This is a genomic window from Pseudomonas sp. BN417, assembly GCF_029871205.1.
In the GTDB taxonomy this organism is placed as follows: Bacteria; Pseudomonadota; Gammaproteobacteria; order Pseudomonadales; family Pseudomonadaceae; genus Metapseudomonas.
This window is the reverse complement of the sequence record NZ_SSOJ01000141.1, coordinates 182,915-203,497: the sequence shown is the minus strand read 5'-3', so window position 1 is coordinate 203,497 and position 20,583 is coordinate 182,915. Positions and strand designations below refer to the sequence as shown.

Below are 20,583 nucleotides of genomic sequence, written 5' to 3'. Positions count from 1 at the left end.
CCGGTGGTGCCGATCTTCGAGGTGATGCGGTACTTGCCATCGTTCAGGTCCTTGTAGGACTTGATCTCGCCCTGCAGCTCCTTGCGGACCAGCAGGGTCTGGCCGACCACGATGAAGGGCTCGGAGAAGTTGATGCGCAGGTTGCGCTCCTGGGTCAGGGTCATGCCGGAACCGATCATGTCGAACTTGTCGGTCAGCAGGGCCGGGATGATGCCGTCGTAGCTGGTGGACACCAGTTCCAGCTTGACGCCCATGGACTTGGCCATGGCCTTCAGCAGGTCGACTTCGAAACCGATGATCTCGCCACGCTTGTTGGTCATCTCGAAGGGCATGTAGGTCGGGTCCATACCGACCCGCAGGGTGCCGCGCTTGACCGCATCATCAATGGCACCGGCATGGGCCGAGAGCCCGGTGAGCATGCAGCCCGAAAGTACAAGCATCGACAGGATCTTTCTCATGGTTATCTCTTTTATTGTTGAGGGGAGGCTTCGGAACGTACAGGTACTTAATTGCACGCTCCTGTATATACATGTAAGCAAAACATAGGCCAACCCCCCAGCCGAGGCGGAAATCGCCGTGCCGCAATGAAGTCAGGGAAGTTACCAAGCCACAGGTCCGCGCCCCGGGGATCGGCTTGTTACTCCCTGTTACTTCTGATGGGAAATTTATTCCCGTTGTGCATGAACGGTCGGAAATCGTCGTAGGCCGGTTCCGGACAAGCCGCGCGTTCACCGGGCCGCGCAGATACCTTCCAGGGCCGGATCGATGGTGACGATGGCACCGGCCTTGGGCATACTGTCGACCCCTTTCAAACCCCATCCAGGAGCCCAGCATGTTCAAGGTCAACGAATACTTCGACGGCACCGTCAAATCCATCGCCTTCGGCATGAACGAAGGCCCGGCCACCATCGGCGTGATGGCCGCCGGTGAGTACGAGTTCGGCACCAGCCAGCTGGAAGTGATGCACGTCATCGCCGGCGCCCTGACCGTGAAACTGCCGGGCAGCGACAGCTGGGAAACCTTCGCTGCCGGTAGCAAGTTCACCGTTCCGGCCAACAGCAAGTTCCAGCTGAAGGTTGCCCAGGACACCGCTTACCTCTGCGAATACCGCTAAGGTTCGATGGTTGTGAAAAAGCCCCGCGATGCGGGGCTTTTTTGTTGGGAAGGGGCGAACTGCTTTTCTGTAGGGGCGAATTCATTGGCTATGTCTGCGTTCGCTGTTGCAGTACCGAAGAAAGGTATCTAGTACGGGCCTTTCAGACCTCCGCGCCGGCCTGATACAGCCCTCTCCCCCGGCCCCTCTCCCGCAAGCGGGCGAGGGGTGACTCGCGCCTGACAGGGCGCGGCAATCCTGATGCCTGGTCATTGCCTGAACCTGTGCAGAAGCGGTGGGGCAGCGACTCCGCCCCGTCAGCAGGCCGAGCGGAAGCGTTGCGCAGGGGGACGAGCGGCATGGATGCCGCGAGAGGCGTGCGGGGCCATGGATGGCCCCTCACGCCGGGCCCCCGGAGCAATGATGGAGCGAGGGAACCCCGGCGAAGCCGGGGCCGGATGCAGGGGCAAGCCTTCTTGGTTACTTCTGGGGCGACTGCCAGAAGTGACTCGCCGGGAGGCGAAACCGGGACTCGCAGTCCACTCGATAAGCAGCTCGGCTCATGGCGCTCTAGCAACACTTAACGCAGACATAGCCAATTCATTCGCCAAGCAGGCCGAAGGGCTGCCCTTGAGGGGGAATGGGGCTGCTGCGCAGCCCTTGGCGAATGAATTCGCCCCTACAACGAAGGCCCCGCCCCCAACCGGCCGCCACCAAAAAAACCGGCCATCCGGCCGGTTCTTTCTTCCCCAATCGAATCCCGATCAGATCAGGTTCGGCTCCATCTCCAGCTCCACGCCGAACTTCGCCACGATATCCGCCTGGATGCGTTGGGCCAGGGCATGCAGCTGGCTGCCGCTGGCCGTGCCGTAGTTCACCAGCACCAGGGCCTGCAAGCGGTGCACCCCGGCATCCCCTTCACGGAAGCCCTTCCAGCCGGCGCGTTCGATCAGCCAGCCGGCGGCCAGCTTCACCTGCCCGTCCGCCTGGGGATAGGCCACCAGGTCAGCATGCTCGCCGCGCAGGCACTGGGCCAGCTCGGCGCTGACCAGGGGGTTCTTGAAGAAGCTGCCGGCATTGCCCAGCTCCATTGGATCCGGCAGCTTCTCGCTGCGGATGGCGCAGACGGCGCGGCTGACATCCTTGGCAGTAGGTGCGGCAATCCCTTCGGCTTCCAGGCGCTGGCGCACCGGACCGTAATCCAGGTGCAGCTGCGGCACGCGACTGAGGTTGAAGCGCACGCGCAGGATCAGCCAACGGCCTGGCTCGCGCTTGAACAGACTGTCACGGTAGGCGAACTGGCAGTCGCCCAGGCCGAACTCGCGCAGCTCGCCGGTTTCGCGATCCAGCGCGGTGAGCCCGGCGAACACATCCTTCAGCTCGACGCCGTAGGCGCCGATGTTCTGCATCGGCGCGGCACCGACGGTGCCGGGAATCAGACTGAGGTTTTCCAGACCGCCCAGCCCCTGCTCCAGACTCCAGAGCACCAGGGGATGCCAGGGCTCTCCCGCCTCGGCTTCCAGCAGCACATCCACCCCATCATCGCTGAGGATGCGGATTCCGCGGCTGGCCATGCGCAGCACCAGGGCATCGATATCACGGGTCAGCAGAAGGTTGCTGCCGCCGCCAATGGGCAGCAGCGGCAGACCACGCTCGGCCGCCAGGGCCAGCGCCTCCCGTACCTGGTCGTCGTTGCCGGCTTCGGCGAACAGCCGCGCCCTCACGTCGACGCCGAAGGTGTTGTAGGGCTTGAGGGAAAGATTCTCGTGCAGGACCAGGCTCACAGGCGCCCCTTTATTTCCAGGATCAGCGCGTCACAGGCCTGCTCCACCAGGTCGAGCACCGCCTCGAAGCCTTCCTCACCGCCATAGTAGGGATCGGGCAGCTCGTCCAACGCCAGCTGGTAGCGGCGCAGGAAGAGATCCAGCTCAGCCCCGGCGCCGGCGGGCCGCAGACCACGCAGGTTGGCCAGGTTGTTTTCGTCCATCGCCAGGATCAGGTCGAAACGGCCGAAATCCTCGGCCGCCACCTGGCGCGCGCGCAGCTGCGAAAGGTCATAGCCGCGACGCTGGGCGGCCACGCGGGTCCGGGCATCCGGCGCCTTGCCCACATGCCAGTCGCCGGTGCCGGCCGAGTCCACCTGCACCGCGGCGGCCAGGCCCGCTTCACGCAGCTTGTGCAGCAGCACGCCTTCGGCGGTGGGCGAACGGCAGATATTGCCGAGGCAAACGAAGAGAACGCGCATCAGGCCCCCAGCAGGCGCCGGACGCGCTCCAGGTCTTCCGGGGTATCGACACCAGTGGGCGGGGCCTCCAGGGCGTCGGCCACATGGATGCGCACGCCATGCCAGAGCGCACGCAGCTGCTCCAGGCACTCGGTGTTCTCCAGCCAGCAAGGTCCCCAGGCGACGAAGTCATGGAGGAAGCCGGCGCGATAGGCATAGATGCCGATGTGGCGGCGATAGGGCACGTCGGCGGGCAGTTGGTCGCGGCTGGCGGCGAACGCGTCGCGGGCCCAGGGCAAGGGCGCGCGGCTGAAGGTCAGGGCCAGGCCATTGAGGTCGGCGGCCACCTTGACCACATTGGGATTGAACAGCGTCTGGACGTCCCGGATCGGCTCAGCCAGGGTGGCGATGCCGGCTTCCGGATGGGCCGCCAGGTTGGCCGCCACCTGGTCGATGATGGCCGGCGGGATCAGCGGCTCGTCGCCCTGCACGTTGACCACGATGGCATCGGCGGGCAGGCCCAACTGGCTGGCCACTTCGGCCAGGCGGTCGGTGCCGGAGTTGTGGTCGACACGGGTCAGCAGCACCTCGGCGCCGAAGGCCTGGCAGGCCTCGACTATGTGCGCATCATCGGTCGCTACCACCACACGCTGGGCGGCGCTGCGCCGCGCCTGTTCCCAGACGTGCTGGATCATCGGCTTGCCGGCGATGTCCTGCAGCGGCTTGCCCGGCAGGCGGGTGGACGCGTAGCGGGCGGGGATGACGACGGTAAAGGCCTGGGTCATTTGTCCAGCCGCTCGTCGACGTTCAGGGTGCGGGCCTCGCCTTCCAGCATCACCGGGATGCCATCGCGCACCGGGAAGGCCAGGGCGTCGGCCTTGCAGATGAGTTCGCTCTTGTCGTCGGCCAGCTTCAGCGGGCCTTTGCACAGGGGGCAGGCGAGGATATCGAGGAGTTTCGGGTCCATGGGGCAATCCTTGAGGCGGCAGCCCGAGGGCTACCTGAGGTTAGAAGCGGTCCGGCAGCAGGCGGGCCAGTTGCCCGTCGAACCAGGCGACGAATGCCGCCGAGGGGGCGGCATCGACCGCCAGGTACCACCAGTCGGCGGCGGCGAAGGCCCGGCACTTGACCGCATCCTTCTCGGTCATCAGCACTGGCAGCGGAGGCGCGAAATCCAGGGCGTCGCGGCTGTAGACAGCGTGATCGGCGAAGGCGTGCGGAATCGGCCGCCAGTTTAGCGCCTCCAGGGTCCTGAAGAAACGCTGGGGATTGCCGATCCCGGCCACCGCATGGACGGCTTGCCCGGGGGCGAAGTGATCCAGGCCGACGCGCTCGCCGCTGCGCAGGTTGACCAGCTCGCCTGGTCGCAACTTAAAGGAGAAACCTTCGGTGGAATCGGCCTCGGCGCCGTTGCGCAGCACCGCATCCACCGACTCCAGTCGCTCCGGCGGCTCGCGCAGCGGTCCGGCCGGCAGGCAGCGGCGATTGCCCAGGCCGCGGGCAGCGTCGATCAGCACCAGTTCGAGGTCGCGGCCCATGCGGTAGTGCTGCAGGCCGTCGTCACTGAGAATCAGGTCGAGCTCTTCCTGCTCGAGCAGGGCCTGCACCGCACGGGAGCGATCCGGGTCGATCACCAGGGGCACGCCACTGCGCCGCACGATCAGCAAGGGCTCGTCGCCGGCCAACTCGGCACCCTGCTCGGCACGCACCCGCCAGGGCAGTTGCGGCGGCTTGGCGCCATAGCCACGGCTGACCACGCCAACGCGTAGCCCGCGGGCCCGGCAGTGCTCGATCAGCCAGAGGATCATGGGTGTCTTGCCGGTGCCGCCGACAGTGATGTTGCCCACCACTATCAGGGGCACCGGCGGCCGGTAGCCGCCCTGCCCCGCCAGGAAGGCGGCGCGCTTGCGTTGCGCCACCCGGCGATAGAGCCATTCCAGCGGCCGCAGCAGGCCGAGGGCCGGGTGGCCCCGGTACCAGGCATCCAGCAGACGGTCGGAGAACGCCATCAGGGCTTGGCCGCGTCGTTCTCTATGGTGGTCATGCGCAGGTGGCTGAAGCCCAGCTTGCCGGCGGCATCCATTGCGGTGATCACCGACTGGTGGGTGGTGCGGGCATCGGCCGTGATGACCAGCGGCAGGCTGTTGTCGCCCTCGGACTCACGGCCAAGGGCCGCGATCAGGGTGGCCAGGTCGCTTTTGGCCAGGTTCTGGCCGTTGAGCGCGTACTGGCCATCGGCGGCGATGCTCAGCTCCAGGGTCTTCAGTTCGGTTTCCTGGGGCGGCGTGCCGCTGACGGCTTCAGGCAGCTCGATCTTCAGCTGACTGGGCTTGCTGAAGGTGGTGGTCACCACGAAGAACAGCAGCAACACGAAGATCACGTCGATCAACGAAGTCAGGTTGAGGAACACCTCTTCGCGGGCGACATTGCCCGCCCGGCGGCGGAACTTCACGCTTTGGCTTCCTCTGCGAAGTCGACTTCGCGGTCACCCTGGACCACTTCCACCAGCTTGATCGCCTCCTGCTCCATGGCCACCACCAGTTCGTCGACGCGGCGCAGCAGGTAGCGATGGAAGAAGACCGCCGGGATAGCGACTATCAGGCCCGCGGCGGTGGTCACCAGCGCCTTGGCGATACCACCGGCCAGCACCGGGGCATTGGCCATGCCATTTTCCATGAAGCCGCCGAAGATATCGATCATGCCGAACACCGTGCCCAGCAGACCCAGCAGCGGCGCCATGGCGGCGATGGTACCCAGGGCGTTGAGGTAGCGCTCCAGTTCATGGATGACCCGGCTGGCCGCCTCTTCGATGCACTCCTTCATGATCTCGCGACCATGCTTGGAGTTGGCCAGGCCGGCGGCCAGGACTTCGCCCAAAGGTGAGGAAGCGCGCAGCTCCTTGAGCTTCTGGCCGTTCAGTTGCTTGTCCTTGATCTGGCGCCAGACCTGGCCCAGCAGGTGCGGCGGCGAAACCCGGCTGATGCGCAGCGTCCACAGGCGTTCGGCAACGATCGCGGTGGCGGCGATGGAACACAGAATGATCGGCAGCATCATCCAGCCACCGGCTTTGACCAACTCCCACACGGTAGGAAATCCCCTTCGGAAAAGTGGCGCCACTCTAGCATAGGGTCGTGCCTGCGCCGACCGCCGCCGTTCTCATTTTTCCCTCCAGAACACGGACTTTTCCCGCTCGTTTTCAATCTCGCCATGGGCGCCCAGGCGCAGCAGCAGGGCACCCTCTGCCGCCGTGTCGTGAATCGCGGCCGGCAAGGCGCGGATGCGGGAAACGACCAACGGATGGGGATGCCCGAAAGCATTCTGATGGCCACGCGAGATCAGGACCTTCTGCGGCGCCACGGCACGCAGGAAGAAACCGGTGGAGGATGTGCGGCTGCCGTGGTGACCCGCGACCAGCCAGCGCGCCGCGAGTGGCTGGCCACTGGCGATCCAGGCCGCCTCACCACGGGCGCCGATATCCCCGCTGAGCAGGATGCGTTCGCCGCTGGCCTCGATAGCCAGCACGCAGGAGCTTTCGTTGCTGTCACCGAACCTGGGCTGGTGCCAGACGCGGAACGACACCCCATCCCAGGTCCAGGCGTCCCCGGCCGTGCATGGCGTGGCGCCGAGTGCTTCCGGCAAGCGCTCGGCCTCTCCACTGAGCACCCGATCGACGACCAGCCCCCGCCTTACCGCCAAGGCACCGCCGGCGTGATCGAGATGGGCGTGGCTTATCAGCATCAGGTCCAGCCGGGTCACCCCCAGGCCGCGCAGGGCCGGCACCACCACCCGCTCGCCGATATCGAAGTCGCCCTGGCGCGGCCCCGTATCGTAGAGAAGCGCGTGCTCTCGGGTCCGCACCAGCACCGACAACCCTTGCCCCACATCCAGTACACGGACCTCCGCCTGGCCGGGCTCGGGACGGGCCAGCGGCGGGAACAGCATGGGCAACAGCAACGCCAGGCCAAGGACGCGCAGTGGCAAGCCGGCCGGCGCGATCACCAGCAGGGTGCCCAATGCTCCCAGCAACCAGGCCCAGAGCGGCACCTGGGCCGGTATCCAGGCCGGCAGGCGCGCCGCCGCCCAGGCGAGCACCTGGAACTGCACGTCCAGTGCACCCCCTGCCAGCCAGAGCAAGGCTTCGCCCACCAGCGGAATGGGTAGCAACGCCGTGCCCAGGAGGGCCGGTGGCAGCACCACCAGGCTGACCCAGGGTACCGCCAGGAGATTGGCCAGTGGCCCGCTGAGACTGATGGGCAGGGCCAGGGCCAGCAACAGGGGCATCAGCCCCAGCCCCATGACCCACTGGGCGCGCCACCAGGTCCACCACCAGCGCCAGGCGCCGAGGCGGCCGGCGAAGGTCAGGATCAGCAGGCCCACCGCACCGAAGGACAACCAGAAGCCCGGCTGCAGCACCACCAGGGGCTCGTCCAGCAGCACGATGCAGAGAGCGGCGAGCAAGGGCGTGAGCAGACCCAGATGGCGAAAACGCAGGCGCCAGAGCAGGACTACCGCGATCATCACGCAAGCCCGGCGGACCGGTACATCGAAGCCCGCCAGCAGCCCGTACCCGAGGGCGCCGGCCAGGCCCAGGGCACAGGCGCAGGGCAACCAGGGCAGGCGCTGCGGCCAAAGGCCGAATCGCGCCAGGGCGGCCACCAGGCCATAGAGCACGCCGGCGAACAGGGTGATGTGCTGGCCGGATATCACCATCAGGTGAGTGGTTCCGGTGTCCTGCAGCAGACGCCAATCCCGGTCCTGCAGCCCGGAGCCATCCCCCAGCACCAGCGCGGCGAGCCCTCCCGCCCGGCCATGGGGGTCCACCCGCAACAGGCGCTGGCGCAGGCCGTCGCGCCAGGCGGCGGCGCCACTGGCGGGCTGCAGCAGCTGGCCGGCCTTGACCGAGCCGCTAGCGCCTATTCGCCGCGCCAGCAGCCAGGCCCCATGATCGAAAGTCGCCGGGTTCACCAGCCCGCGTGGACGCTTGAGCCTGACCGCCAGGCGCCAGCGCTCGCCGGCCAGCACTGGCGGACCATCGCGCCAGGACAGTCGCAGGCGCATCGGCAGCCGCGCCCTCGCGGACTCGATGTCCTCCAGCTCGAAGCGCACCACGCCATCGGCTGCGCCGGGCAGGCCCACCACTCTGCCCTCCAGCCAGCGCACCTGGCCGTCCAGCGCCGGGTCCAGCCGGTCGTCGAGCGCCCACTGGGCGCTCAGGCAGGCCCAGCCGAGCCCGAGCAGGAAAAACCCCAGGCGCCAGGCGCGCCCCATGAGCAGCAGGAGACCGAGAAGCAGCTGCAGATACAGCCACCAGACCGGCGGCAGGCTGGGCATCCAGCGCAACAGCAGGAGGCCGGCGGCAAGCGCGACCAGGCCCGAAACCATGGGCATTCCATTTCCCCTCCCTGGGACGGGCGCCGCGGCAACGTCTTGTTCCACGGTGCGCCAAGCGATCCGGCCGGCGCTGCACCCTGTTAATCCGCCGACACAAAGTGACCCGGCGATGTCATATCTTTGCGTGCATAATACCCGGCGCTTTCGTCCGCCAGAGACCGCCCATGCCGCGTCGCATCTTCAAACGCTACATGCCGAATCCGGACACCATCAGGGAACACAAGTCCCTGCGTTTTCTCGGCACCCTGATCCACGACCCGAACCTCTGGCACCTCAATCGCCACTCGGTCGCACGCGCCATGGCCATGGGCCTGTTCGCGGCCTTCGTGCCGATTCCCATGCAGATGCTGCTGGCCGCCGGCCTGGCCATCCTGGTCCGCGCCAACCTGCCGATCTCCGTCGGCCTGGTCTGGCTGACCAACCCCATCACCATGCCGCCGGTCTTCTACTGCACCTACAAGATGGGTGCCTGGATCATGCAGATTTCCCCCCGCGCCCTACCCGATCAACTGACGTGGGACTGGATCACCCAGGAGCTTTCCAGCCTCTGGCAGCCCTTTCTCCTAGGTTCCCTGGTCTGCGGCGTGCTGGTCGGCGCCCTGGGCTACATGCTGACCATGCTTTATTGGCGCTGGTGGGTCGGACACAGCTGGCGCAAGCGCCAGAAAGCGCGACGGGCAGCCAGCCGCTGAAATGAAAAACGCCGCATCGAATGCGGCGTTTTTCGTTGCGTGCGCAAGCCCTTATTCGTAGCGAAGGGCCTCGGCGGGCTGAGTCTGGGCTGCGCGCCAGGCCGGGTAGAGAGTGGCGAGGAAGCTCAGCACCAGTGCTGCGACGCAGATCAGCACCACGTCGCTCACCTGCAGCTCGGACGGCAGGTAGCTGACGAAGTAGACGTCGGAGCTGAATATCTGCCGGCCGCTGGCGCGTTCCAGGGCGGCTATCCACTGGCTGACGTTGAGGGCGGTGATGATGCCCAGTACGGTGCCGATCAGGGTGCCGATGGTGCCGATCACGCTGCCCTGGACCATGAACACGGCCATGATCTGCCGCGGCGTGGCGCCCAGGGTGCGGAGGATGGCGATGTCCGCGCGCTTGTCAGCGACGACCATGATCAGGGTGGCGATGATGTTGAAGGCAGCGACGGCCACGATCAGCAGCAGAAGCAGGCCGATCATGGTCTTCTCCATCTTCATGGCGCTGAACAGGCTGCCCTGGGTGTGGGTCCAGTCGTCGGCGCGGTAGCCCTGGCCCAGTTCGGCGACTATCTGCTGCGAGACCTCGGGGGCCAGGTAGAGGTCCTTCAGGGCGATGCGCACGCTCTGCACCTGGCCTTCCTTCAGGCGCTGGATGGCCGAGGCGTCGGCGACATTGATCAGCGCCAGGGAACTGTCCAGCTCCGCACCGACCTTGAACACCCCCACCACATTGAGGCGCTGCATGCGCGGGGTGATACCACCCGGTGCGCTGCTCACCTCGGGGACGATGAGGGTCAGCTTGTCGCCGACATTGAGGCGGAAGCGCCGCGCGGTGATCTCGCCGATGACGATGCCCGACTCGCCCGGCTTCAGGTCATCCAGGTCGCCTTGCACCATGTGCTTGCCGATGATGGAAACCTTGGTTTCCTGCTGGGGATCGATGCCGTTGATCTGCACCGGCTGCATCATGCCCTTGAACGAGAGCATGCCCTCCAGCTCGGCGAAGGGCACTGCGCCCACCACTTCCGGATGCTTCATGGCGGCATCGGCCACGCGCCGCCAGTCATCCAGGGGCTGTTCGCCGCTCAGGGTGGCATGGGAGACCATGCCGAGGATGCGCGAACTCATTTCCTTCTGGAAACCGTTCATGACCGAGAGCACCACGATCATGGCCAGCACACCCAGGGCCAGGCCGATCATAGAGGTCAGCGAGATGAAGGAGATGTAGTGGTTACGGCGCTTGGCGCGGGTATAGCGCGTGCCGATGAAAATCGAGAGAGGTCTGAACATCTCAGGCAGCCACCAGTCGGCCTTCTTCCAGGCGCAGCACCCGGTCCATCTGGTGGGCCAGCTGCAGGTCATGGGTCACCACCAGGAAGGCGGTCTGCAAGGAGCGGTTCAGCTCCAGCATCAGCTCCTGGATGCCGTGAGCGGTGTGCTGGTCGAGGTTGCCGGTGGGCTCGTCGAGCAGCACCAGTGCCGGCCGGTTGACCAGGGCACGGGCAATGGCCACACGCTGGCGCTCGCCGCCGGACAGCTCGGCCGGCTTGTGCGACAGGCGATGGCCCAGGCCCACGCGCTCCAGCAGCGCCGTGGCGCGCTGGCGCGCTTCGCTGATGGCGGTGCGACCGATCAGCAGCGGCATGCAGACGTTCTCCAGGGCGGTGAACTCCGGCAGCAGGTGGTGGAACTGGTAGACGAAACCCAGGGCGCGGTTGCGCAGCAGGCCGCGGGCGGTTTCGCTGAGGGAGGACAACTCCTCGCCGGCCAGCCAGACGCTGCCTTTGCTCGGGGTATCCAGGCCACCCAGCATGTTCAACAGGGTGCTCTTGCCGGAGCCGGAACTGCCGACGATGGCCACCCGCTCTCCCGGATGCAATTCCAGCTCGACGCCGGACAGCACTTCCACGGACTGCGGGCCTTCGTCGTAGCTCTTGCCCAGGTTGCGGCAACTCAGGACTGCCTTGTTACTCATAGCGCAAAGCCTCTGCTGGCTGGGTGCGCGCGGCACGCCAGGCGGGGTAAAGGGTGGCGAAGAAGCTCAGGACCAGTGCGGCCGAACAGACCAGCACCACATCCTCGGCCATCAGCTGGGATGGCAGGTAATCGATGAAGTAGACGTCGGCGTTGAGGAACTTGTGCCCCAGCAGCCGCTCCAGCAGGGCGATAGCGTCGCTCACGTTCAGCGCTGCGAGGATGCCCAGCACGCCGCCGATCAGGGTGCCGACCACACCGATGACGGTGCCCTGGACCATGAACACGCCCATGATCTGCCGCGGCGTGGCGCCCAGGGTGCGGAGGATGGCGATGTCACCGCGCTTGTCGGTCACCACCATGACCAGGGTGGAAATGATGTTGAAGGCGGCCACCGCGACTATCAGGAGCAGCAGTAGGCCGATCATGGCCTTCTCCATCTTGATCGCCTGGTAGAGGTTGCCGTGGGTGCGGGTCCAGTCACGGGCATAGAAATCCTCGCCCCGGAGTTCGCCGGCAATCTGCCAGGCCACCTGGGGCGCCTGGAACAGGTCGTCGAGCTTCAGGCGCAGGCCCTGCACCTGGTCAGGCTTCCAGCGCTTGAGGCGGGCGACGTCGGAGAGATTGGCGATGGCCAGGTAGCCATCCAGCTCACCGGCGCCGACATGGAAGATGCCGACCACGGTGAAGCGCTTCATGCGCGGGAATACGCCGGCGGGGGTCACGGCCACCTCTGGCAGTACGAAGGTGACCTTGTCGCCCAGTCCGACCCCCAGCTTGGTGGCGGCCTTGTCGCCGATGACGATGCCGAACTCGCCGGCCTTGAGCTCCGCCAGACTGCCCTGGCGGAAGAAGTCGCCGATGATGGAGACCTTGGCCTCTTCCTGCGGGTCGACGGCGTTGACCAGCACCTTCTGCACCTTTCCGTCGGCGGTCAGCAGGCCCTGGACCTGGGTGTAAGGCGCCACCGCCTTCACCTCGGAGTGGCGGGCGACGCCTTCGGCCAGCTTGCGCCAGTCATTGATGGGTACGGCGGACTCCACCGTGGCGTGGGGCACCATGCCCAGCACGCGGGTACGCATCTCGTGGTCGAAGCCGTTCATGACCGAAAGCACCAGGATCATCACCAGTACGCCCAGGGCGAGGCCGATCATCGAAGTGAGGGAAATGAACGAGACGAAGTAGTTGCGGCGCTTGGCGCGCGTGTAGCGGGCGCCTATGTACAGGGACAGCGGTCTGAACATGGAAGTGAGGTTCGCTGGCGAAAGAAGAGACGTCCTTGTGGCGGGCCTTGGCGAGCAGCGTTTACACTCAAATTCTGTTCATGATCTGCTGCGTCGCTGGGCGGCGCTGCAAACGGGCTCGCGAGATGCTGAACAGCTCTTCGACCACCACTGCTGCCATGGGTTCGCCATGTCGACACGAGACGCGGATGACCGCCGCGAATACTACCGCATCGAAGATTCGATCGCACTGGAATTTCGCCCATTGCAACAGGGCGAAACAGGTGGGGAAGGCAGCGCCGACAACGCCTCGACGCTGTTCAGCCTGCTCAGCGACCTGCACGTGATGGACTTCGAATCCCAACACCTGCTGCGGCATATCCACGAACGCGATCGCACCCTGGCCAGTTACCTCAAGGTGATCAACAAGCGCATCGACCTGCTCGGCCAGGCTCTGGCGCAGAGTCTGTTGCGCGACATCGGCCCGGCGCGACAGGTGATCCTGTCCGAAGGCGGTATCGGCTTCACCAGTCCGGAACCCATCGAACCCGGCACCCAGCTGGCGATCAAGATGGTGCTGATGCCCCAGGCACTCGGCCTGCTGGTGCAGGCCGTGGTGATCCACAGCCAGGTGCGCGCCGATGGCGAGTTCGACATAGGCACCGAGTTCGAAGCCCAGACCGACGCCCAGCGTCAGTTGCTGGCACGACACATATTGCAGAAGCAGGCCCAGCAGAGACGCGAGGCCCGCGAACGCTCCTCCCCGCCCGCCTGAGACCTCGCATGACGCGCCCCGGCCTTTTGCTGACCTGCCTCCTCCTCGCGCTGCCCGCCGCCGCCGAGACTATCGAGATCCCTGTCGGCGACCAGGGCCACCCGGGGCTTTCCCTGCCCGCCCGTGGTGAAAGCCAGCGCGCCGTGCTGGAGCGTTTCGGCCTGCCCGCCCAGGAACACCCAGCGGTCGGCAAGCCGCCGATCAGCCGCTGGGACTATCGTGAATTTTCCGTCTACTTCGAAAGCGGACAAGTCGTCGACAGCGTCCGCCACCACCAACCCAGAACACCAAGGGAATACAAGTGACCCTGATCTACGGCCATCGAGGCGCCAAGGGCGAATGCCCGGAGAACACCCTGGCCAGCTTCCAGCACTGCCTGTCACATGGCGTGAAGCGCTGCGAACTGGACCTGCACCTGTCCCGCGACGGCGAGCTGATGGTGATCCACGACTCCAGCCTGAAGCGCACCACTGGGCGCCGCGGCAAGGTATCGGAACACGACGCCGAGGAGCTGGAGAGCTATGACGCCCGCCTGGGCGGTCCGGGCTGGAACCAGCCCTGCCCCGTGCCGCGCCTGGCGACCCTGTTCGAGCAGTGCGAGTTCGAGCACTGGCAGCTGGAAGTGAAGAGCGCATCGAGGGTGCGGGCCGCGCGGACCGTGCTGGCGATCCAGGAGCTGGTCGAACGTCATGGCCTGGCGGACAAGGTGACGGTCACCTCCAGTTCGCGCGAGGTCCTGCGCGCGCTCAACCGGCTGACGCCGAAACTGTCTCGCGGCCTGGTGGCGGAATATGCTTGGCTCGACCCGCTGAAGGTGGCCAAGCACCACGGCTGCGAGCTGCTGGCGCTGAACTGGACCCTCTGCACCCCGGAACGCCTGCTAAGGGCGCAGAAGGAAGGGCTGCACGTGTCGGTATGGACCGTCAACGAGCCGGCACTGATGCGCCGACTCGCCGACTTCGGCGTGGACAGCATCATCACCGACTTCCCCGGGTTGGCCAGTACCACTGTCGGGATTCGCTGAGCGCCGGGCCGGCTTCAAGGTATCTTCGGAGCCACGACCCGTAGGGTGGATAGAGCTTTTCTATCCACCATTTCCGCGCTCAGGCCTGACGCGGCGGTGGAAATCCACCTTGTGGATTTCCACCCTACGCAGCAACAACACCCGCTGGTGGGCCGCCCCAAAAGAAAAACCGGCACAAGGGCCGGTTTTCTTTTAGGCGTCGCCTGATCAGAAGCTCTCACGGTTCGGCCAGCGCCAGAAGCGCGGATCGCCGAGAGGATCCTCCCCGGCCGGCTCAGGCGCCCGGCCGGTGCCGCTCAAAAAAGCCGGTTCAGGCCGTCGAACGCCGCCACCCGATAGGCCTCGGCCATGGTCGGGTAGTTGAAGGTGGTGTTGATGAAGTACTTGATGGTATTCGCCTCACCCTTCTGGTTCATGATCGCCTGGCCGATGTGCACGATCTCCGAGGCCTGGTAGCCGAAGCAGTGCACGCCGAGGATCTCCAGGGTGTCGCGGTGGAAGAGGATCTTCAGCATGCCCACCGGCTCGTGGGAGATCTGCGCACGGGCCATGCCCTTGAAGAAGGCCTTGCCCACTTCGTAGGGGATCTTCGCCTGGGTCAGCTCGCGCTCGTTCTTGCCGATGGAGCTGATCTCCGGAATGGTGTAGATGCCGGTGGGCACGTCGTCGACGAAACGCCAACTGTCATTCTCCACCGCGCTGCCAGCGGCCGAACGACCCTGGTCGGCGGCGGCGCTGGCCAGGCTCGGCCAGCCGATCACATCGCCAGCGGCGAAGATATTGCTGACCTCGGTGCGGTAGTACTGGTCGACGTTGATCTGGCCACGGCTGTTGACCTTGATGCCGATGTTCTCCAGGCCCAGCTTGTCGGTGTTGCCGGTACGGCCGTTGCACCACAGCAGCGCGTCTGCCTTGATCTTCTTGCCGGATTTGAGGTGCAGGATCACCCCGTTCTCCAGGCCCTCGATGCGCTCGTACTCCTCGTTGTGACGGATCAGCACGTTGTTGTTGCGCAGGTGGTAGCTGAGGGCGTCGGAGATCTCGTCGTCGAGGAAGCTGAGCAGTTGGTCGCGGTTGTCGATCAGGTCCACCAGCACGCCCAGGCCGCTGAAGATCGAGGCGTACTCGGAGCCGATCACCCCGGCGCCGTAGATGATGATGCGGCGCGGCGTGTGGGTCAGGCTGAGGATGGTGTCGCTGTCGTAGATGCGCGGATGGTGGAAGTCGACGTCCGCCGGACGATAGGGGCGCGAGCCGGTGGCGACGATGACCTGCTTGGCCACCAGCTTTTCCACCACGCCGCTGGTGCAGACCACTTCCACGGTCTGCTCGTCGGAGAAACTGGCGGTGCCGAAGAACACGTCGACGCGATTGCGCGCGTAGAAGCCGGTGCGCGAAGCCACTTGCTTGGAAATCACCCGCTCGGCGCTCTTCAGCACGTCGGGGAAGGAGAACCAGCGCGGCTCGCCGATCTGACGGAACAGCGGGTTGGTGTTGTACTGCATGATCTGCCGTACCGAGTGACGCAGGGCCTTGGACGGGATGGTGCCCAGATGGGTGCAGTTGCCGCCGACCAGCGGGCGGTTGTCCACCACCGCCACTTTGCGTCCGGCCTTGGCGGCGTTCATCGCCGCGCCCTCACCCGCCGGGCCGGAACCCAGCACCACTACGTCGTAGTTGTAGACAGCCATGCTTACTCCTCATAACGGGCCGGGGCGCCCTCTGGCGCCCCCGGCAAGGTCCGCGATGAACGACACCGCGGAATTCGGAACCTGTTTCGGCGATCCGCCGGGGACCTTGAACTGGCGTGCAGACTAGCCGAGCCGCTTGGCGCTGCACATTAGCGCTTGGTCGCGTCGTAGGCGAGCTTTGAATCCACTACATCGCCCTGCTGTGCTTCTTCGCACTTCTGGCGATCGCCGCCGCAGATGGAACACTCCTTCTCGATGCCGAGGTTGGCGACGCCGCCGCAGGATCCGGCGATGGGTTTGCGCCCCATGATCACGCCGACGGCCATGCCCAGCACCACCAGCAGCATGATCAGGAATACCAGCAGGAAGGTCATGCTCAGTTCTCCTGTTTGTCGAACAGCTGCCCGAAGCGACTGCTGCCATGACTGACGAAGGCCTCTCCCTCCCGGGTCACGAACAAGGCGGCGATGCCGTTCGATTCAGCGTAGTCCTCACCCGCCTCCGGCCCCAGCACCATCAGCAGGGTCGACAGGCCATCGGCACGCAGGGCCGATGCGTCCACCACCGTCACCGCCGCCAGCTTGTGGCTGATCGGGGCGCCGGTCTTGGGGTCGAGGGTGTGCGAATAGCGCTTGCCGTTCTTTTCAAAGTAGTTGCGATAGTCGCCGGAGGTGGACACCCCGAGACCGTCCAGCGAGACGATCTTCTGCGCCACCTGGCGGTCGTCCCATGGCGCCTCGATGGCGACGCGCCAGGGCGAGCCATCTGGCTTGCGCCCTACCGCCTTGAGTTCGCCGGTGATTTCCACCAGGGAGCTGGCGACGCCCAGTTCCACCAGGCGCACGCTGACGCGGTCAACCGCGTAGCCGGCGGCGATGCTGTTGAAGTCCAGTTGCACCGCCGCATCCTTGCACAGCTCCTGCCCGCGGATGGACAGGTGCTGCTGGCCGACCTGGGCGCGCGCTTGGGCGATGGCTTCGGCGCTGGGTACCTGGTCGCCTCGGGATTGCGGGCCGAAGCCCCAGAGGTTGAGCAACGGCTCCACCGTCATGTCGAAGGCGCCATCGCTGTCCTTCGACAGCTCGCCGGCGAAGGCCACCAGCTCCAACATGGGCGCCGGCAGTATCATGCAGCTACTGGCCGGCAAGGCGTTGAAGCGCTCCACCTCGGAGTCCGCACGGTAGGTGGACATCTGCCGGTCGATCTCCGCCAGGATTCCTTCCACCTCGCCGCGCGCCTGCTCCACTGAGGGGCCGGATGCGCTGCGCACATACTTCACCGAGTAACTGCTGCCCATGGTCGGGCCGCCGAACTGCTCGAGGCGATCGCCGCAGCCAGCGAGCAGCAGGCTGAACGCCAGCAGCCAGGAGCGCGCCCCAGGCATCGACGGTTTCGCCCCACGCTCGACTCTCATCATGATCTCGGCATCGGACTCCAGGGGCCGACATGCAGAAACGGGAGCCGCAGCTCCCGTTCGCCTTCGCCTCAGTCAGCGGTTGCCCGCGCGGCAGAGCGTTTGAAGAAGTAGCAGATGGCGATGAAGCCCAACCAGAACGGAATGGCGTAGACCGACACATTGATGCCCGGAATCATCAGCATCACGCCGAGGATCAGCGCCACGAAAGCCAGGCACAGGTAGTTGCCGACGGGATACCAGAGCGCTTTGAAGAAAGGCTGGATTCCCTGGGACTCCAGGCTCTTGCGGAACATCAGGTGGGACAGGCTGATCATCGCCCAGTTGATCACCAGGGCTGCCACCACCAGGGCCATCAGCAGCTCCAGCGCCTTCTGCGGCGCCAGGTAATTGACCACCACGCAGAGCAAGGTGATCAGCGCCGAGAGACCGATGGCCAGCACCGGAACGCCGCGATCATCCACCTTCATCAGCGCCTTCGGCGCATCGCCCTGCTCCGCCAGGCCGTAGAGCATCCGGCTGTTGCAGTAGACGCCGCTGTTGTAGACCGACAGGGCCGCGGTCAGCACCACGAAGTTGAGGATGTGCGCCGCCGCATCGCTACCGATCAGCGAGAAGATCTGCACGAAGGGGCTGCCACTGTAGGGGTCGCCGGCGGCCCCCAGGGTTTCCAGCAGCTTGTCCCAGGGGTAGAGCATCAGCAGCACGCTGAGGGCGCCGATGTAGAAGATCAGGATGCGGTAGATCACCTGGTTGATCGCCTTGGGGATCACCTTCTTCGGCTCGCTGGCCTCGGCCGCGGTGATGCCGATCAGCTCCAGGCCACCGAAGGAGAACATGATGATGGCCAGCACCATCACCAGGCCTTCCAGGCCATTGGGGAAAAAGCCGCCATGGCTCCAGAGGTTGTCGACCGCAGCCTGGGGACCACCTTCACCGCTCACCAGCAGATAGATGCCGAGTACGATCATGCCGATGATGGCCACCACCTTGATCAGCGCGAACCAGAACTCCGTCTCGCCGAACGCCTTCACGTTGGCCAGGTTGATCAGGTTGATCAGCACGAAGAAGGCCGCCGCCGACGCCCAGGTCGGCACTTCGGGCCACCAGAACTGGATGTACTTGCCTACCGCGGTCAGCTCGGCCATGCCCACCAGCACGTAGAGCACCCAGTAGTTCCAGCCCGACAGGAAGCCGGCGTAGCCGCCCCAGTACTTGTGGGCGAAGTGGCTGAAAGAGCCGGCCACCGGCTCCTCGACTATCATCTCGCCCAACTGGCGCATGATCAGGAAAGCGAAGAAGCCGGCAATGGCATAGCCGAGAATCATCGACGGCCCCGCCGACTTGAGCACCCCGGCCGAGCCCAGGAACAGGCCGGTACCGATGGCGCCGCCCAGCGCGATAAGCTGGATGTGGCGGTTTTTCAGGCCCCTTTTGAGCGGCCCCTGGTGAAGGTGATGTCCTTCCATCTGGGTAATCCCCAAGCGATTCTTGTTATCCGATTACAGACGCAAAAATGAAAAACGGGAGCCCGAGAGCTCCCGTTTTAATGCCGCAGTGGCTTAGTTAGGGAAAGACGGCGGGTTGACCCCGGCCATGTCTTCCATCACGCGGACCACCTGGCAGCTGTAGCCGAACTCGTTGTCGTACCAGACATAGAGGACGACGCGGTTGTCGTTGCAGATGGTCGCCTCGGCGTCCACCACACCGGCGTGGCGGGAACCGACGAAGTCCGAGGACACCACTTCCTGAGAGGAGACGTAGTCGATCTGCTTGTGCAGGTCCGAGTGCATGGCCGCATGGCGCAGGTACTCGTTGATCTCGTCGCGAGTGGTGGCCTTCTCCAGGTTCAGGTTCAGGATAGCCATGGAGACGTTCGGCGTCGGTACGCGGATGGCGTTGCCGGTCAGCTTGCCTTTCAGCACCGGCAGGGCCTTGGCGGCGGCGGTGGCGGCACCGGTCTCGGTGATCACCATGTTCAGCGGAGCGCTGCGGCCGCGGCGGCTGCCCTTGTGGAAGTTGTCGATCAGGTTCTGGTCGTTGGTGTACGAGTGAACGGTTTCGACGTGGCCGTTGATGATGCCGAACTGATCGTTGACCGCCTTCAGCACCGGCACGATGGCGTTGGTGGTGCAGGAAGCCGCGGAGACAATGCGGTCTTCAGCGGTGATCTCGCCGTGGTTGATGCCATGGACGATGTTCTTCAGCGCGCCTTTGCCCGGAGCGGTCAGGACCACGCGATCGATGCCCGGGCACTTCAGGTGCTGGCCCAGGCCTTCGGCGTCGCGCCACTTGCCGGTATTGTCGACCAGCAGGGCCTTCTTGATGCCGTAGGCGGTGTAGTCGATCGAGGCCGGATCGTTGGAGTAGATCACCTGGATCAGGTTGCCATTGGCGGTCAGGGTGTTGTTTTCTTCGTCGATGACGATGGTGCCGTCGAACGGACCGTGTACGGAGTCGCGGCGCAGCAGGCTGGCGCGCTTGACCAGGTCGTTCTCGGCGCCCTTGCGGACGACGATGGCGCGCAGACGCAGGCCGTCGCCACCACCGGTCTTCTCGATCAGGATGCGCGCCAGCAGGCGACCGATACGGCCGAAGCCGTAAAGGACGACGTCGGTGCCTTCGCGGCCGGAGCCGTTCTGCTTGCCGACCACATCGGCCAGCTCGTCCTTGGTGAACTGCTCGATGCTGCGGCCATTACCTTCGGCCTTGAACTTGGCGACCATCTTGCCCAGGTCCACGGAGGCGGCGCCCAGCTTGAGCTCGCTCATGGCCTTGAGGATGGGGAAGGTCTCGTGGACCGACAGCTCGGCCTCATCGGCCAGGCGATGACGCGCGAAGCGGTGGGCCTTGAGGATGGCAATCACGGAGCGGTTGATCAGGCCACGGCCATAGATCGAGGTCACAACGTTGTTGTTGCGATAAAGCTGGCCGATCATCGGAATCATGGCTTCCGCGAGGGCTTCACGATCGATCCATTCACCGAGACACTGGTCGGGCTTCTGAGTCACGGGCAGTACCTTCCACATATGTAGGGGATGAAAAAAGGGGCTACATTATGACGGCGCGCGTAGGC

22 protein-coding genes are annotated in these 20,583 nt (G+C 65.3%); 5 read left to right on the top strand and 17 right to left on the bottom strand.

Going from position 1 to position 20,583, the window contains the following annotated elements; translation table 11 throughout:
- Positions 1 to 458 (bottom strand): transporter substrate-binding domain-containing protein (locus E8F11_RS20925; protein ID WP_280290791.1); only part of this gene is annotated, 458 nt, incomplete at its 3' end.
- Between the two features lie 374 nt (positions 459 to 832).
- Here E8F11_RS20925 and E8F11_RS20920 point away from each other — a divergent pair.
- Positions 833 to 1,114, top strand: a complete 282-nt coding sequence (locus tag E8F11_RS20920) for a pyrimidine/purine nucleoside phosphorylase (RefSeq protein WP_280290790.1) — start codon at positions 833 to 835, stop codon at positions 1,112 to 1,114.
- 743 nt (positions 1,115 to 1,857) lie between these two features.
- On the opposite strand, the gene murB is transcribed toward E8F11_RS20920, so the two are convergent.
- From murB to E8F11_RS20880, 8 genes are all read right to left on the bottom strand, one after another.
- Entirely contained in the window at positions 1,858 to 2,877 is a 1,020-nt protein-coding gene (gene murB, locus E8F11_RS20915; RefSeq protein ID WP_280290789.1) for a UDP-N-acetylmuramate dehydrogenase, read from the bottom strand.
- A complete protein-coding gene (locus tag E8F11_RS20910) occupies positions 2,874 to 3,338 on the bottom strand; it encodes a low molecular weight protein-tyrosine-phosphatase (RefSeq protein WP_280290788.1) in 465 nt (154 codons plus the stop codon). Before E8F11_RS20910 ends, murB begins: the two co-directional genes overlap by 4 nt.
- The gene (gene kdsB, locus E8F11_RS20905) at positions 3,338 to 4,102 is read right to left on the bottom strand and encodes a 3-deoxy-manno-octulosonate cytidylyltransferase (protein WP_280290787.1); all 765 of its coding nucleotides are present in this window, start codon (positions 4,100 to 4,102) and stop codon (positions 3,338 to 3,340) included. The genes E8F11_RS20910 and kdsB overlap by 1 nt, the downstream gene beginning before the upstream one ends.
- Complete coding sequence (locus tag E8F11_RS20900; protein ID WP_077525327.1) at positions 4,099 to 4,284, bottom strand: Trm112 family protein; 186 nt, start codon at positions 4,282 to 4,284, stop codon at positions 4,099 to 4,101. The genes kdsB and E8F11_RS20900 overlap by 4 nt, the downstream gene beginning before the upstream one ends.
- 40 nt (positions 4,285 to 4,324) lie before the next feature.
- Positions 4,325 to 5,326 carry a tetraacyldisaccharide 4'-kinase gene (gene lpxK, locus E8F11_RS20895; RefSeq protein ID WP_280290785.1) on the bottom strand — a complete coding sequence of 334 codons (1,002 nt, stop codon included), beginning with the start codon at positions 5,324 to 5,326 and terminating at the stop codon, positions 4,325 to 4,327.
- Positions 5,326 to 5,769, bottom strand: coding sequence for a biopolymer transporter ExbD (locus E8F11_RS20890; RefSeq protein WP_280290784.1), 444 nt, complete (start codon positions 5,767 to 5,769; stop codon positions 5,326 to 5,328). Before E8F11_RS20890 ends, lpxK begins: the two co-directional genes overlap by 1 nt.
- Positions 5,766 to 6,401: a MotA/TolQ/ExbB proton channel family protein gene (locus tag E8F11_RS20885; protein ID WP_179059993.1), complete on the bottom strand. Its 636-nt coding sequence runs from the start codon at positions 6,399 to 6,401 to the stop codon at positions 5,766 to 5,768. Before E8F11_RS20885 ends, E8F11_RS20890 begins: the two co-directional genes overlap by 4 nt.
- 72 nt (positions 6,402 to 6,473) lie before the next feature.
- The gene (locus E8F11_RS20880; protein WP_280290782.1) at positions 6,474 to 8,705 is read right to left on the bottom strand and encodes a DNA internalization-related competence protein ComEC/Rec2; all 2,232 of its coding nucleotides are present in this window, start codon (positions 8,703 to 8,705) and stop codon (positions 6,474 to 6,476) included.
- A gap of 167 nt (positions 8,706 to 8,872) precedes the next feature.
- Between E8F11_RS20880 and E8F11_RS20875 the strand changes: the two genes are divergently transcribed.
- Positions 8,873 to 9,400 carry a DUF2062 domain-containing protein gene (locus tag E8F11_RS20875; protein ID WP_280290780.1) on the top strand — a complete coding sequence of 176 codons (528 nt, stop codon included), beginning with the start codon at positions 8,873 to 8,875 and terminating at the stop codon, positions 9,398 to 9,400.
- A gap of 51 nt (positions 9,401 to 9,451) precedes the next feature.
- Here the strand turns inward: E8F11_RS20875 and E8F11_RS20870 are convergent, their stop codons facing one another.
- From E8F11_RS20870 to E8F11_RS20860, 3 genes are read right to left on the bottom strand one after another with little or no spacing between them, the layout of a single operon-like run.
- On the bottom strand, positions 9,452 to 10,696 hold the full coding sequence (locus E8F11_RS20870; RefSeq protein WP_280290779.1) for a lipoprotein-releasing ABC transporter permease subunit: 1,245 nt from the start codon (positions 10,694 to 10,696) through the stop codon (positions 9,452 to 9,454).
- A gap of 1 nt (position 10,697) precedes the next feature.
- Entirely contained in the window at positions 10,698 to 11,381 is a 684-nt protein-coding gene (gene lolD, locus E8F11_RS20865; protein ID WP_280290778.1) for a lipoprotein-releasing ABC transporter ATP-binding protein LolD, read from the bottom strand.
- On the bottom strand, positions 11,374 to 12,624 hold the full coding sequence (locus tag E8F11_RS20860) for a lipoprotein-releasing ABC transporter permease subunit (RefSeq protein ID WP_280290777.1): 1,251 nt from the start codon (positions 12,622 to 12,624) through the stop codon (positions 11,374 to 11,376). Before E8F11_RS20860 ends, lolD begins: the two co-directional genes overlap by 8 nt.
- 169 nt (positions 12,625 to 12,793) lie before the next feature.
- Between E8F11_RS20860 and E8F11_RS20855 the strand changes: the two genes are divergently transcribed.
- Genes E8F11_RS20855 through E8F11_RS20845 form a run of 3 tightly spaced genes read left to right on the top strand, consistent with a single transcriptional unit; the run spans position 12,794 to position 14,402 of the window.
- Positions 12,794 to 13,378, top strand: coding sequence for a PilZ domain-containing protein (locus E8F11_RS20855; protein ID WP_280290776.1), 585 nt, complete (start codon positions 12,794 to 12,796; stop codon positions 13,376 to 13,378).
- 8 nt (positions 13,379 to 13,386) lie between these two features.
- The gene (locus E8F11_RS20850) at positions 13,387 to 13,683 is read left to right on the top strand and encodes a phosphodiesterase (protein ID WP_280290775.1); all 297 of its coding nucleotides are present in this window, start codon (positions 13,387 to 13,389) and stop codon (positions 13,681 to 13,683) included.
- Positions 13,680 to 14,402, top strand: a complete 723-nt coding sequence (locus E8F11_RS20845; RefSeq protein WP_280290774.1) for a glycerophosphodiester phosphodiesterase — start codon at positions 13,680 to 13,682, stop codon at positions 14,400 to 14,402. Before E8F11_RS20850 ends, E8F11_RS20845 begins: the two co-directional genes overlap by 4 nt.
- A gap of 296 nt (positions 14,403 to 14,698) precedes the next feature.
- Here the strand turns inward: E8F11_RS20845 and sthA are convergent, their stop codons facing one another.
- From sthA to E8F11_RS20820, 5 genes are all read right to left on the bottom strand, one after another.
- Positions 14,699 to 16,093, bottom strand: coding sequence for a Si-specific NAD(P)(+) transhydrogenase (gene sthA, locus E8F11_RS20840; protein ID WP_280290773.1), 1,395 nt, complete (start codon positions 16,091 to 16,093; stop codon positions 14,699 to 14,701).
- Between the two features lie 149 nt (positions 16,094 to 16,242).
- Positions 16,243 to 16,467: a (Na+)-NQR maturation NqrM gene (nqrM, locus tag E8F11_RS20835; protein WP_280290772.1), complete on the bottom strand. Its 225-nt coding sequence runs from the start codon at positions 16,465 to 16,467 to the stop codon at positions 16,243 to 16,245.
- 2 nt (positions 16,468 to 16,469) lie between these two features.
- A complete protein-coding gene (locus E8F11_RS20830) occupies positions 16,470 to 17,477 on the bottom strand; it encodes an FAD:protein FMN transferase (RefSeq protein WP_280290771.1) in 1,008 nt (335 codons plus the stop codon).
- Between the two features lie 101 nt (positions 17,478 to 17,578).
- Positions 17,579 to 18,976, bottom strand: coding sequence for an amino acid permease (locus E8F11_RS20825; RefSeq protein ID WP_280290770.1), 1,398 nt, complete (start codon positions 18,974 to 18,976; stop codon positions 17,579 to 17,581).
- A 93-nt stretch (positions 18,977 to 19,069) separates the two neighbouring features.
- Entirely contained in the window at positions 19,070 to 20,536 is a 1,467-nt protein-coding gene (locus E8F11_RS20820) for a glyceraldehyde-3-phosphate dehydrogenase (RefSeq protein ID WP_280290769.1), read from the bottom strand.
- Positions 20,537 to 20,583: the final 47 nt, after the last annotated feature.

Excerpts from the sequence above, each read along its gene's own strand:
- E8F11_RS20920 (WP_280290790.1), top strand. The coding sequence starts at position 833 with ATGTTCAAGGTCAACGAATACTTCGACGGCACCGTCAAATCCATCGCC.
- E8F11_RS20910 (WP_280290788.1), bottom strand. The coding sequence starts at position 3,338 with ATGCGCGTTCTCTTCGTTTGCCTCGGCAATATCTGCCGTTCGCCCACC.
- kdsB (WP_280290787.1), bottom strand. The coding sequence starts at position 4,102 with ATGACCCAGGCCTTTACCGTCGTCATCCCCGCCCGCTACGCGTCCACC.
- E8F11_RS20900 (WP_077525327.1), bottom strand. The coding sequence starts at position 4,284 with ATGGACCCGAAACTCCTCGATATCCTCGCCTGCCCCCTGTGCAAAGGC.
- lpxK (WP_280290785.1), bottom strand. The coding sequence starts at position 5,326 with ATGGCGTTCTCCGACCGTCTGCTGGATGCCTGGTACCGGGGCCACCCG.
- E8F11_RS20880 (WP_280290782.1), bottom strand. The coding sequence starts at position 8,705 with ATGCCCATGGTTTCGGGCCTGGTCGCGCTTGCCGCCGGCCTCCTGCTG.
- E8F11_RS20875 (WP_280290780.1), top strand. The coding sequence starts at position 8,873 with ATGCCGCGTCGCATCTTCAAACGCTACATGCCGAATCCGGACACCATC.
- E8F11_RS20870 (WP_280290779.1), bottom strand. The coding sequence starts at position 10,696 with ATGTTCAGACCTCTCTCGATTTTCATCGGCACGCGCTATACCCGCGCC.
- lolD (WP_280290778.1), bottom strand. The coding sequence starts at position 11,381 with ATGAGTAACAAGGCAGTCCTGAGTTGCCGCAACCTGGGCAAGAGCTAC.
- E8F11_RS20860 (WP_280290777.1), bottom strand. The coding sequence starts at position 12,624 with ATGTTCAGACCGCTGTCCCTGTACATAGGCGCCCGCTACACGCGCGCC.
- E8F11_RS20855 (WP_280290776.1), top strand. The coding sequence starts at position 12,794 with ATGTCGACACGAGACGCGGATGACCGCCGCGAATACTACCGCATCGAA.
- E8F11_RS20850 (WP_280290775.1), top strand. The coding sequence starts at position 13,387 with ATGACGCGCCCCGGCCTTTTGCTGACCTGCCTCCTCCTCGCGCTGCCC.
- sthA (WP_280290773.1), bottom strand. The coding sequence starts at position 16,093 with ATGGCTGTCTACAACTACGACGTAGTGGTGCTGGGTTCCGGCCCGGCG.
- nqrM (WP_280290772.1), bottom strand. The coding sequence starts at position 16,467 with ATGACCTTCCTGCTGGTATTCCTGATCATGCTGCTGGTGGTGCTGGGC.
- E8F11_RS20830 (WP_280290771.1), bottom strand. The coding sequence starts at position 17,477 with ATGCCTGGGGCGCGCTCCTGGCTGCTGGCGTTCAGCCTGCTGCTCGCT.
- E8F11_RS20825 (WP_280290770.1), bottom strand. The coding sequence starts at position 18,976 with ATGGAAGGACATCACCTTCACCAGGGGCCGCTCAAAAGGGGCCTGAAA.
- E8F11_RS20820 (WP_280290769.1), bottom strand. The coding sequence starts at position 20,536 with ATGTGGAAGGTACTGCCCGTGACTCAGAAGCCCGACCAGTGTCTCGGT.